Genomic DNA, 14,367 nt, shown 5'->3' with positions numbered 1-14,367 from the left:
CACCCCGTCGATCGCGCCGCCGCCCCCGCCACCTCCCCCGCCCCCGCACAAGCCGGCAGACAACACCGACAACGCCGCGTGCACCACCATGAAAACGTCGCATTGTGCGCCCGCGCCAACCGCACCAGATCCTGATGCAGCTCCGCAGGCACCACCACATCCACCCGCGCACCCGCGGTCGACTGCACCGCCGGACGCGGACGATCGGCCGGCAACTCCAACTGATCCGGCAGACCCGCCAGGGCGCCACGCCAATACGTCAGCTGCTGCGAGATGAGCGAGGACGGGTCGTCCTCGGATCCGAGCACCGAACGCTGCCACAGCGCGTAGTCCGCGTACTGCACCGCCAACGGTTCCCACGACGGCACCCCGCCGTCGATCCGGGCCGAGTACGCGACCATCACGTCCCGCACGAACGGCGCCATCGAGGCGCCGTCCGCCGAGATGTGGTGCACCGCCATCGCCAAGACGAACTCGTCACCGCCGAGATCGAAGAGCCGGAGGCGCAGCGGCACGTCGCTCGTCACATCGAACGGACGCACCATGAACGTGGTGACCGCCGCGACGGCCTCTTCGGCGGAGACCTGTTCGACGTCGATTTCCGGGACGGACCGGCCGACCGGCAGCACGATCTGCACGGGCCCGTCCGTGGTTTCCGGATACACCGTGCGCAGCGACTCGTGCCGCGCCACCACGTCCGCCACCGCCGCACGCAACGCCGCCACATCGAGCGCACCCGAGATGCGCAGTGCCATCGGCAGGTTGTAGGCGGTCGAGTCCGGATCGAACCGGTTCAGGAACCACATGCGGGACTGCGCCAGCGACAACGGGATCCGCTCCGGGCGCTCCAGCGCCGTGAGCGCGGCCCGCCCACCGGCGCCGGCGTGCGATTCGAGCCGGGCCGCCAGGTCCACGACCGTCGACGCCTCGAAGAGGACGCGAACCTGGATTCGGGCATCGAGCGCAGCACCGAGACGCGAGACCACCTGGGTCGCGATCAGGGAGTTGCCGCCGAGCGCGAAGAAATCGTCGTCGAGACCGACGCGCTCGACACCGAGCACCTCACCGAACACGGCGGCGACGATCTCCTCCACCGGCGTGGTGGGGGCACGGAACTCGCGGGTCTCGAACACCGGTTCGGGCAGGGCATTGCGGTCGAGCTTGCCGGACGCATTGAGCGGGAACTCGTCGAGCACGGTCACCACCGACGGAACCATGTACGACGGCAACGCCTCCGCGGCGGCGGCGCGGGCAGCGCCGTCGTCGAACACCGAGCCCGGTACCGGCACGACGTACGCGACCAGGTGCTGGCCGGTCGACGACTCGTGAACGAGCACCACCGCGGACAGCACGGACGGATCTGCGGACAGAACCGCCTCGATCTCACCGAGTTCGATGCGCTGGCCGCGGAACTTCACCTGGAAGTCGGTGCGGCCGAGGTAGACCAGGTCGCCGGAGCTGTTGCGCCGCACCAGGTCACCGGTGCGGTACATACGTTCGCCCGCCGCTCCGTACGGAGCGGCGACGAACCGGTCGCTCGTCAGGTCCACCCGCCCGTGATAGCCGCGCGCGAGCTGGACACCCGACAGATAGAGCTCACCCGCAACACCGAACGGAACCGGACGAAGCCGCGAATCCAGCACCAGTGCACCGGAATTCCACACCGGACGACCGATGGTGACGGCTGCATCCGGCTGGACTGCGGCCTCGGTGGCGTGCACCGTGAATTCGGTCGGCCCGTACAGGTTGTGCAACGCGACCCACGGCAGCGCCGCCCGGACCTGAGCGGCGGTCGACGGCGCGAACGCTTCACCGGCGACGAGCACGGCACGCAAGGACGCACCCCCGCCGGAACCGAGAACCGAGACGAAGGGGCCCAGCATCGACGGCACGAACGACACCATCGTGACCGACTGTTCGTCGATCAACTGTGCCAGGTAGACGGGGTCGCGGTGCCCGTCCGGTTCCGCGACGACCATGCGTGCACCGGCCGCCAGCGTGCAGAACAGCTCCCAGACCGACACGTCGAAGGTCACCGGGGTCTTGAGCAGGACCACATCCGACGACTCGATTCCGAAGCGATCCGACAGCCACAGCACCTGATTCACCACGGAGCGGTGCGCCACGGACACGCCCTTCGGCCGGCCCGTCGAACCGGACGTGAACAGCACGTATGCCGTGTTGTCCGGCCGCAGGACCGCACGCCGGTCGGCGTCGGTGACCGGAGCGTCGGAGACCGTGGGATCGACATCGCCGACGGCCAGCACGGTCCGGTCGCCGAACCGCAGTCCGTCGGCGGCATCGGCCACCAGCACGCACAGCGGCGCAGCGGTGTCGAGGATGTAGTCGATCCGGTCGGCAGGCTGATCGGGGTCGACGGGCACGTATGCGCCGCCCGCGGCGAGCACCGCGTACATCGCCACCAGCAGGTCCGCGGACCGGCGCATGGCCAGCGCGACCCGCACCTCCGGCCCGACACCCTGCGCGATCAGCGTGCGCGCGAGCCGGTTGACCCGCGACGCGAACTCACCGTAGGTCAGGGCGTCGCCGCCGGACACCACCGCAACTGTCCCGGGGTGCTCGGCTGCGCGTGCCTCGAACAGCATCGGCAGCGTGGTCGACCCGTCGATGTCGTGCCGGGTCGCGTCCGTACCCGCGACGAGGACGTCGCGCTCGGTGGTGTCGAGCAGTTCGATGTCGCCGACGACGGCGGCCGGGTCCGCTGCGACCGCTTCGAGCACCCGCACGAACCGTGCCGCGATCGACTCGACGGTCGAGGTGTCGAACAGGTCCGTCGCGTAGGACATCTCGACGAGCAGACCGTGCTCGGCACCACCGTCGGGATGATCCGCGACGGTGACCTGCAGATCGAACTTGGCCAGGTCGTAGTCGAACTCGACACCGCTGACGGTCAGCCCCGGCAGCTCGAGCCGGGCGTTGTCCATGTTCTGGAACGCGAGTGCCACCTGGAACAGCGGGTGACGGGACTGCGAGCGAACCGGATTGAGAACCTCCACGAGCCGCTCGAACGGAACCTCCGCGTTGGCGAAGGCACGCAGGTCCGCGGCCCGGACCCGGGCCAGCAAGTCGGTGAACCGATCGGCAGGATCGACCGTGGAGCGCAGGACGAGCGGGTTGACGAACATGCCGATCAGGTCGTCGAGCGCAACGTCGCCGCGGCCGGCGACGGGAGAACCGATCGCGATGTCGCGCAGACCCGACAACCGCGACAGCAGTGCGGCGAGCGCACTGTGGACGACCATGAACAGGGTCGCGTTGTTGTCCCGGGCGACAGAGTTCAGCCGGTTCCGGAGCGGCGCGTCCACGGAGAAGCGCAGCAGGTCACCGCGGCTGGTCGCCACCGCCGGACGCGGCCGGTCGGAAGGCAGCGGGATCTCGTCGGGCAGATCCGCGAGTTCCCGTTTCCAGAAATCGATCTGGCGTGCCGCGACCGACTGCGGGTCGCCCTCCGAACCGAGCATCTCCCGCTGCCAGATGCTGTAGTCGGCGTACTGCACCGTCAGCGGCTGCCAATCCGGGGACTCGCCCGCGGAGCGGGCGGCATAGGCCGTCATGACGTCCCGGGTCAGAGGACCCATCGAGAATCCGTCGCCGGCGATGTGGTGGACGGAGAACGCCAGCACGTGCTCGGTGGCACTGATCTCGAACAGCCCCGCCCAGAACGGGACACCATGCGTGACGTCGAACGGTGCGGCCATCTTCTCCGCGATGCGTTCGGCCACTTCGTTCTCCGGCACCGACACCGGACTCAGATCCGGGATCACCTGACGGGTCGGGACGACCTGCTGGTAACCGACGCCGTCGATCTCGGGATACACCGTCCGCAGCACCTCGTGCCGCGCGAGCACGTCGGCGACCGCGATCTGCAGTGCGTGCCGGTCGAGGAGCCCGGACAACCGCAGGGCGAACGGAATGTTGTTGACCGCGGAGTCGGGCTCGAGCTGATTGAGGAACCACATGCGCTGCTGCGCCAGCGACAGCGGCACCCGGTCCGGGCGCGGCATCGGACGCAGCGGAATCCGCTGCCCGGTGCCCCGGTCGGCGGCCTCGTCGACGAGCCGCGCGAGATCGGCCACGGTGGGCGCGTCGAAGAATTCCCCGACTTCGACGTGCACCGAGAACCGCGAGTTGATCCGTGCGACCGCTCGTGTCGCGATGAGCGAGTTGCCGCCGAGTTCGAAGAAGTCGTCGTCGGCGCCGACCCGGTCGGTACCGAGCAGATCCGCGAAGATCTGCGCCACCGTCTGCTCGGCGGGCGTAGACGGCTCGCGGTATTCGCGGGCGGACGCGAAGTCGGGAGCGGGCAGGGCCTTGCGGTCGAGCTTTCCGCTGGCGTTGAGCGGGAACTCGTCGAGCTGCACGAACAGGTTGGGAACCATGTAGTCCGGGAGCCGCTCGCGGGCCGTGGCAGCCAGTTCGGCGGTGTCGAGCGGGGCGGCGCCCGTCGCAACCACGTAGGCGACGAGGTGATCGCCGGTGACCGGATCGGAGTGGACGACCACAACGGTCTGCGCCACATCGTCGCGGCCGAGGATCGCCGCTTCGATCTCGCCGAGTTCGACACGCAGGCCGCGCAGTTTGACCTGGAAGTCGACACGCCCGATGTAGTCGAGTTGCCCGTCGGGACGTCGCCGCACGAGGTCGCCCGTGCGGTACATGCGTTCGCCGTCGCGGCCGGTGGGGTCCGCGACGAAACGATCCGACGTCAGATCGGGCCGGGCGACATATCCGCGCGCGAGCTGCACCCCGGACAGGTACAGCTCGCCGGGCACGCCCGCCGGTACCGGCCGGAGCGCGTCGTCGAGCACGTGCAGTCCGGTGTCGTCGACGGCCGCACCGATGGGGATCGTCGTGTCTCCCCGCACGGTCGCGTAGTAGGTGACGTCGACCGCCGCCTCGGTCGGACCGTAGAGGTTGTGCAGCGAGGCCGAGCTGATCTCGTGGAACCGGGCGACGGTCTGCGCGGGCAAAGCCTCGCCCGACGCGAACACGTAACGCAGCGAGCCGGTTCGGGCGGCCAGGGGTTCTGCGACGAAGACCGAGAGCATCGACGGCACGAAGTGCAGCGCGGTCACCCCACGATCGGCGATCGTGCGGGCGAGGTACTCGGGGTCGCGGTGACCGTCGGGCAGCGCGACGACCAGGCGTGCCCCGGCCTGCAACGGCCAGAAGAACTCCCAGACCGAGACGTCGAAGGTGAACGGCGTCTTCTGCAGGATGACGTCGGTTTCGGTGAATCCGTACTCGCGTTGACGCCAGCGCAGATTGGCGACGATGGCCCGGTGGGAGACGGCCACGCCCTTGGGCAGGCCTGTGGAACCGGACGTGAAGATGATGTAGGCGGTGTTGTCGGGGCGCAACGGTCCGGTGCGGTCGGCGTCGGTGAGCGGCGCGGTGTCGAATCCGGTCAGGTCGAGCCGGTCGACCTCGTGGAGCGGAACGTGCGCGGGCACCGCGATTCCGTCTCGCGAGGTCGTCAGAACCGCGACCGGTCGTGCGGCGGCGAGAACGTGTGCGATGCGGTCGGCCGGATGATCCGGGTCGAGCGGCACGTACGCGCCGCCGGCCTTGACGATTCCGTACATCGCGATCAGCAGATCCAGTGAACGCCGGATCGCAAGTCCGACGGTCGCCTCCGGGCCCACACCGATCGAGACGAGGTACCGGGCCATCCGGTTGGCGGCAGCATCGAACTGCGCGTACGTGAGGGTTTCGCCCTCGAATTCGAGAGCGATCGAGTCCGGTGTGCGCGCGGCCTGCTGCTCGAACAGCGCCGGAAGGGTCTCGGCCGGGCGGTCGGTGGCGACCGGTACGCCGACGACATCACCGCTGTCGCAGACGATCGTCTCGACCACCCCGGCGAGACCGCCGTCCGCGTCGGACTCGAGCAGCGCCGGAACGAGGTTCGACAGGACCACCGGCACGAGAGCGTCGGGGCCGAGCGCTCCGCCCATCGCGGTGTCGAGGACCGTCAGTTCGTCGTGGAGTGTTCCGTAGGTGACGGCGATGTCTCCGTGCGACAACGCAACCCGCTCCGGCGCTACCGCCGCCACCTCTGAAATCAGCCGCGGGAGGTCCTCGATCGTGAGAGATTCCTGACCGGGCTTCCGAACCGACATCTACCTATTCCTCTGTGTCGCCAAGCGTTGCGCCTGGGTGATGAGTGACTCGATCAGTGCGGCATATCCGTCGACGCCGAGCGCCGGGAGGATTCCCGGAACCAACCCGGACAGGGCCACCGAGACCTGGGCCTCCGGCTTGAGTGTCGCGCCCATCGCCTTGGCGACCGACACCAGCTTGTCGTTCAGCGCACCGAAGCTGACGGCGGTGTCGCCGTGTGTCAGGGCAACCTCGTCGGGCCGGACGGCCGCCGCGGCCGACACCAGCTCCGGTAGGTCCGCGGCGGTCGCCTTCCGCTGCGGCCGCAGGCTCGCGCGTTCCTCCTCGTCGAGGATGTCGATGTCGCGGACCACGACACCGGGGTTGTCGGTGACCGCGTCGACGACCCGCAGGTACCGCTGCGCGAACCGGGCGACGGACGCCTCGTCGAAGAGGTCGGTGGCATACGTGAACAGCAACCGGATGCCTCCGCTGCGTCCGTGCTCGTCGAACACCTCGCCGCCGCTGAGCTGCAGATCGAACTTGGCCTGGTCGAAGTTGCCCTCGACGAGGGACACCTCCAGACCCGGCAGCTGCAGTGAACGCGGGGCCATGTTCTGGAACGCGAAGAGCACCTGCACGACGGGCGAGTACGCCGCGGTGCGGCGTCGGCCGAGTGCGTCGACGACACGCTCGAAGGGCACGTCGGCGTTGCCGAACGCCCCGAGGTCGCGGTCGCGAACCTGTGCGAGCAGCTCGACGAACCCGGCGCTCGACTCGACCTCGGTGCGCAGGGCGAGCGTGTTGACGAACATGCCGATCATGTCGTCGAGCGCCGCCTCACCACGACCGGCGGTCGGGGTTCCGATGACGATGTCACCGGTACCGGTCAGCTTGGACAACAACACCGCGAAGGCGGCGTGCATCACCATGAAGACCGTCGAGTTGTGCTCGCGCGCAACCTTGTCCAGCAACTCTGCCTGGTTCGCGTCGAGGGCGAACTCGTACTCGGCACCGCGCATGGACGCACGGGCCGGGCGCGGCCGGTCCGCCGGAAGCTCGAGCAGTTCGGGCGCACCGGCGAGACGGCTCGACCAGTAGTCGAGCTGCCGCGCGAGCATGGACTCGGGATCGTTCTCGTCGCCGAGAATCTCCCGCTGCCACAGCGCGTAGTCCGCGTACTGGACCGGCAACGGCGACCACGTCGGGATGTCGCCGTCGAGCCGCGAGGCATAGGCCGTCATCACGTCCCGGGTGAGCGGTCCCATCGAGAAACCGTCCGCACTGATGTGGTGGATCACCATCACCAGGACGTGATCGGTGGGGCTGACCGAGAACAATCGGCCGCGGACCGGTGCACCGGTCGTCACGTCGAATCCGGTGCCGATCATCTCGGCGATGCTGTTCGGCAGCATCGCCTCCGACACCTCCACCGCCGAGAGGAGCGGTGCCGCGTCGGCGACCGGCAGGACCTCCTGCACCGGACCGTCGTCGGTGTCCGGGTACCGGGTACGCAGCACCTCGTGACGGTCGAACACGTCCCGGACGGCAGCCCCGAGCGCCGGCACGTCGAGCAGACCCGACAGCCGCAGCACGACGGGAATGTTGTAGGCGGCCGACGCGGGATTCATCCTGTTGAGCACCCACATGCGCTGCTGGGCGAGCGAGAGCGGAACGCGTTCCGGTAGCGGCCGTGCGACCAGCGCCGGCCGTGCACCCGAACCCACACCGGCTTCCGCACGAACCGCCAGCGCCGAGACCGTCGACGCCTCGAACAGCGCCCGGACCGGGACGATCGTGTCGAGGGCCGCGCCGATCCGCGAGGTCACCTGCGTCGCGAGCAACGAGTTGCCACCGAGCATGAAGAAATCGTCGTCGGCGCCGACCCGTTCGACACCGAGCACCTCCGCGAAGATGCCGGCCACGATCTGCTCGATCGGGGTGGCCGGGGCACGGAATTCCCGGGCCTCGAACACCGGTTCCGGGAGCGCCTTGCGGTCGAGCTTGCCGTTGATGTTCAGCGGCAGCGCGTCGAGCACGAGGAACACCGCCGGAACCATGTATCCGGGCAGCCCACGGACGGCCTCGGATTTGATGTCGTCGACGACGAGATCCGTGCCTGCGGCCGGAACCAGGTAGGCGACCAGCTGATCGCCCAGCCGATCGTCGTGGTGGACCAGCACGACCGCCTGCGCCACGGACGGATGCGCCGTGAGCATCGATTCGATCTCGCCCAGCTCGATCCGGAATCCGCGGATCTTCACCTGGAAGTCGGTACGGCCCACGTACCGGAGCGTTCCCTCGTCGGTCCAGGCCACCAGGTCGCCGGTTCGGTACAGCCGGCTCCCGGCCGGGCCGAACGGGTCCGCGACGAACCGTTCCGATGTCAGATCCGGACGTCCGAAGTAGCCGCGTGCGAGCTGGGAACCGGCGAGGTACAGCTCCCCGAGAACACCGGACGGCACCGGCCGCAGACGCTCGTCGAGCACGTAGAGGCGGGTGTTCCACTCCGGTCCACCGATCGACACGGTCGCCGTGTCGTTCTCGGTCACCTCGTGACTGGTGACCGACACCGCCGCTTCGGTGGGGCCGTACAGATTGAACAGCCGCAGGCCCCGGTTCGCCGAGCGCACCGACTGCGCGACGTGCGCGGGCAGTGCCTCACCGATCGCGAGGATCTGCCGCAACGACGACGGAAGTGCGCCACCGGATTCCGCCATCAGCGCTTCGATCATCGACGGCACCGCGTGCAGCGTGGTCACGCCGCGGGTCCGCATCAGCTCGTTGAGGTAGGCGGGATCGCGATGACCGCCCGCCTCGGCGACGACCAGACGTGCACCGGCGACCGACGCCGACCAGAACTCCCACACCGACAGGTCGAATGTGGCGGCCGTCTTGAGCAGCACCGCATCCCGGGATCCGAGATCGAATTCCGCCTTTTTCCACAGCATCTGGTTGACGACTGCACCGTGCGACACCGCGACCCCCTTGGGTCGTCCGGTGGATCCGGACGTGAAGATCACGTACGCGGTGTTGTCCGGGCGCAGCGGCGCGACGCGTTCGGCATCGGTGAGCGCAGCGTCCGCGCCGCCCGTACGGGCGAACTCGTCGACGAGGATCACCGGACGGTCACCGTTCGATGCGAAGCCGTCGCGCGTGGTCGTGAGCACACACACCGGGTCCGCGGTCCGGAGGATGTAGTCGGTGCGCTCCGCGGGCTGGTCGGGGTCGATCGGCACGTAGGCGCCGCCGGCCGCGGACACCGCGTACATTCCCACCACCAGATCGATCGAGCGCCGCATGCCCAACGCCACGAGTGATTCCGGTCCGACCCCGAGCCCGACCAGCCGGCGGGCGAGGCGCGCGACCCTGGCACCGAACTCGCGGTAGGTCAGCGTCGTGGTGTCGTCCTCGACGGCCGGGGCATCCGGTGTCGCGGCGACCTGGGCGTCGAAGAGCGACACGAGCGTCGCGCCGGGAACCGCGTGGGCCGTGTCGTTCCACTCGGCCAGCATCCGGGTGCGCTCGTCCGGGGCAAGGATCTCGATGTCGCCGACCGGCACTGCCGGATCGTCCACGATCGACTCGAGAACCCGCACGAACCGCCGGGCGAACGACGTGACGGTGGTCTCGTCGAACAGGTCGGTCGCGTAGCTGAACACCGCGTCGATGCCGGCGGGAGCACCCCCGACGTCGTACCGGTCGGTGAGGAACAGCTGCAGGTCGAACTGCGCTACCCCGTTGTCGAGTTCGAGACCGGACACGGTCAGGCCCGGCAGCTCGAGCGACGTGCGGGCGAGGTTCTGGAACGAGAATCCGACCTGGAACAACGGGTGCCTGGCCGTCGAGCGCTGCGGATTCAGCACCTCGACGAGCCGCTCGAACGGCACATCCGCGTGTGCGAATGCGTTCAGGTCCGTCTCGCGGACCGATTCGAGCAGCTCCCCGAACGGCACGTCCGGAGTCACCCCGGTGCGCAGCACGAGGGTGTTGACGAACATGCCGACCAGATCGTCGAGCGCACGCTCACCGCGGCCCGCGATGGGAGTACCGACAGCGATGTCGCCGGTGCCGGACAGTCTCGCGAGCAGCACCGCGAACGCGGCGTGGGTCACCATGAACAGCGTCGTGTTGGCGCCGCGTGCGACCGCGCCGAGCCGCTGATGCAGTTCCGCGTCGATGTCGAACCTGACCCGTCCGCCCTGGAACGACTGGGTCGCCGGGCGCGGCCGATCGGTCGGGAGCTCGAGCTGGTCCGGAACGTCCGCGAGGGCGGCGCGCCAGTAACGGATCTGCTCGGAGATCAGCGATTCCGCATCGTCCTCCGCGCCGAGCAGTCGGCGCTGCCAGATCGCGTAGTCGGCGTACTGCACCGCCAGCGGATCCCAGCCCGCCGCGCGACCGTCGAGCCGTGCCGCATAGGCGGTCATCAGATCCCGCGCGAACGGTCCCATCGAGGAGCCGTCCGCCGCGATGTGGTGCAGCACCAGCGCGAGGACGTGCCGTTCCGCGGAGATGCTGTACAGGCGCAGCTGCAGCGGCACCGCCGCGGTCACGTCGAATGCGGTGGCCGCCAGCCCGGCCAGCAGGCCCGGCAGCTCCGACTCGGTTGCCACCACGGGTTCGAGATCCGGAACCGCCTGTGCGGCAGGCAGAACGACCTGCACCGGCGCACCCGAGGTCTCCGGGTACACGGTGCGCAGCACCTCGTGCCGTGCCACCACGTCACCGACCGCGGCGCGCAGCGCGGCGACGTCCAGGCGACCGGTCAGGCTCAGCGCCATCGGGATGTTGTACGCGGTCGACTCGTTGTCGAACCGGTTGAGGAACCACATGCGCTGCTGTGCGAGCGACAGGGGGACCCGCGCCGGGCGGGGCTGCGCGCTCAACTCGAGCCGGCCGGACCCGGCGTGCGATTCGAGCCGGGACGCCAATGCCTCGACGGACGAGGCCTCGAACAGTTCCCGGACCGGGATCCGCGCGTCGAGGGCCGCACCGAGCCGCGAGACGACCTGGGTCGCCACGAGCGAGTTGCCACCGAGTTCGAAGAAGTCGTCGTCGAGGCCGACCCGTTCGACACCGAGGATCTCGGCGAACACGCCGGCGACGATCTCCTCCACCGGTGTCTGCGGCGCGCGGAACTCGCGCACCTCGAACACCGGCTCCGGCAGTGCCTTCCGATCGAGCTTCCCGTTCGCGGTGAGCGGCAGCGCATCGAGGACGACCACCACGTCCGGGACCATGTAGGCGGTCAGGAACTCACCGACCGCGTCACGAACCTCGACCGGGTCGACGGTCACGCCCGCCCTCGGCACCACGTAGCCGATCAGCCGGTCGCCGGTGCGGTCGGCGCGGCGGACGACCGCCACCGCCTGAGCGACCCCGGCGCATCGGGTCAGCGCGGACTCGATCTCGCCGAGTTCGATCCGGAATCCGCGCAGCTGCACCTGGAAGTCCGAGCGGCCCGCGTACTCGAGCACACCGTCGGCGTTCCACCGGGCGAGGTCACCGGTGCGGTACATCAGGCCACGGTCGTCCGCGGGCGCGTAGGGGTCGGCCACGAACCGGCCCGCGGTCAGCGCCGGCTGACCCAGGTAGCCCCGCGACAGCTGTTCGCCGGCCACGTACATCTGTCCCTGCACGCCGACCGGGACCGGGCGCAGGCGCTCGTCGAGCACGTACACCCGCAGGCCGGGGAGCGCCCGGCCGATCACGCTCGCCACCGACGACCGGGCCATCTCCGCGGTCAGCGGCAGGAACGACACGTGCACCGTGGTTTCCGTGATGCCGTACATGTTGACCAGTCGCGGCGCGTCGTCGCGGTGCCGCTCGAACCAGCCGGTCAGCTTGCCGAGGTCCAGCGCCTCGCCACCGAAGACCACGTGCCGCAGCGACAGTCCGTCGGCACCCGTGGCCTCCATGGCGGCACGGTCGGCCTCCGCGAACTGGTAGAACGCCGACGGAGTCTGGCTGAGCATCGTCACGCCGGTGCGCACCACGAGTTCCCGGAACTGTTCCGGCGACCGCGAGGTGAAGTAGTCGACGACGACCAGCGTACCGCCGTACAGCAGCGGACCCCACAGCTCCCACACCGAGAAGTCGAACGCGTACGAGTGGAACATCGTCCACACGTCGGTCTCGTCGAAACCGAACAGCGGCTGCGCGTTCGCGAGCAGTTCGACGACGTTGCGGTGCACGACCGCCACGCCCTTGGGCCGGCCCGTCGAGCCCGACGTGTAGATCACGTACGCCGGATGCGCCGACCGGAGCGGCACCACCCGGTCCGAATCGGTCACGGGCCGGGTGTCGAGCCCGGCCGGGTCGAGGGTGTCGAGCAGCAGGACCTCGACGCCGGGCACATCCGGAATCGACTGCCGGTCCGCGGTCGTGGTCAGCACGACGGCGGGCGCGCCGTCCGCGAGCATGTACGAGATCCGGTCCTGCGGGTAGGTCACGTCGACGGGCAGATAGGCGGCACCCGAGGTGAGGACCGCGAGCAGCGCCACGATCAGCGACTCGTCGCGCGGCAGAGCCACGGCCACCAGCGTTCCGGGTCCCACGCCCGACTCGATCAACCGGCGGGCCAGGCCGTTGGCCCGGGCCGACAGCTGCGCGTAGGTCAGCGACGTCCCCCCGGCGACCACGGCCGTGTTGTCCGGCCACGCCTCGGCAGCGGCAGCGAACAGCGCCGGCAGCGTCGACGCCGGATCGACCTGTGTGCCGGGCGTCGACCAGGCGCCGAGGACCTCGGTGCGTTCATCGGCGGAGAGCAGCTCGACATCACCGACCGCGGACGCCGGAGCGGTGAGCAGGCCGGTCAGGAGACGCTCGAAACGCTCGGCGTACACCGCGACGGTCGCGCCGTCGAACAGATCGGTCGCATAGGTCCACTCGACGGTGTAGCCGCCTTCCGGGGCCGCGGTGAAGGTGACCTGAAGATCGAACTTCGCGACGTGCGCGTCGAACTCGACCCCGCGTGCGGTGAGGCCGTCGAGTTCGAGGACCGCGGGCGCCATGTTCTGGAACGCGAGCACGACCTGGACCAGCGGGTGCCGGTTCTGCGCCCGCTCGGGGTCGAGCACCTCGACGAGCCGTTCGAACGGCACGTCGGCGTGGCCGAAGGCCCCGAGGTCGATGTCCTTGATCCGGGTGAGCAGATCGGCGAACGACTCGCCGGCCCCGATGCCGGTGCGCAACACCAGGGTGTTGACGAACATGCCGACGACGTCGTCGAGGGCTTCCTCGCCGCGGCCGGCAACCGGCGTACCGATCGCGATGTCGTCGGAGCCGGACAGCCGGGACAGCAACACCGAGAGGGCGCTGTGCACGACCATGAACGGCGTCGCCCGATGTGCCTGTGCCACGGAGTCGACGAGCCGGCCGGTGTCCGGCGAGATCCGCGAGACATGGGTGTTGCCGCGGTACGACGACACCGCCGGGCGCGGCCGGTCGGACGGGAGATTCAGTTCCTCCGGCAGCCCCGCCAGCGTCGACGACCAGTAGTCCAGTTGCGCGGCCGCGACCGACCGCGGATCCGCTTCGTCCCCGAGGACCTCGCGCTGCCACAGCGTGTAGTCGGCGTACTGGACGGCGAGCGGTGTCCACGTCGGCACCTCGGCGTGCGCGCGCGCCGCATAGGCGATCATCACGTCACGAGTCAGCGGCGTCATCGAGAAGCCGTCCGCGGCAATGTGATGCACGACGAACACGAGGACGTTCTCGGTATCGGAGACCTTCAGCAACCGCGCCCGCACCGGGGGTGCCTGCGTCACGTCGAACCCGCCGGCGGCGAACTCGGTGACGACCGTCAGCACATCGCTCTCGGCGACCTCCTCGACCGCGAGATCGATTCGCGCGGTGTCCGGGTGGAGGATCCGCTGGTAGCCCACCCCGTCGATCTCGGGGTAGACGGTGCGCAGCGTCTCGTGCCGGCCGACGACATCGTTCACGGCCCGGGACAACGCCTCCACGTCCAGGGCTCCGGTGAGACGGATGGCGACCGGAATGTTGTTCACACCGGACGCGGTGTCGAACCGGTTGAGGAACCACATCCGGGACTGCGCCGCGGACAACGGGATACGCTCGGGCCGTTCGGCGACCGCGAGCGCCTTCCGGGCTCCCACGCCAGCGGACCGCTCGACCCGGGTCGCCAGTGCCGCCACCGAAGACGCCTCGAACAGCAGGCGCACCGGCACCGTGGTGTCGAGGGCGGCACCCAGCCGTGCTGCGACCTGCGTCGCAATCAGC

The 14,367-nt window shown here is 69.5% G+C and carries 2 protein-coding genes; both read right to left on the bottom strand.

The genetic code is table 11. The features are described from left to right. A partial coding sequence (locus tag A8G15_RS25355; RefSeq protein WP_342671594.1) for an amino acid adenylation domain-containing protein occupies positions 1 to 6,140 on the bottom strand: 6,140 nt, incomplete at its 3' end. After that, a partial coding sequence (locus tag A8G15_RS25350) for a non-ribosomal peptide synthetase (protein ID WP_068165763.1) occupies positions 6,141 to 14,367 on the bottom strand: 8,227 nt, incomplete at its 5' end.

Source organism: Rhodococcus phenolicus, from assembly GCF_001646785.1.
Lineage (GTDB): Bacteria > Actinomycetota > Actinomycetes > Mycobacteriales > Mycobacteriaceae > Rhodococcus > Rhodococcus phenolicus.
Note: the sequence above shows the minus strand (reverse complement) of the source record. Positions and strands in the feature narration are given on the sequence as shown.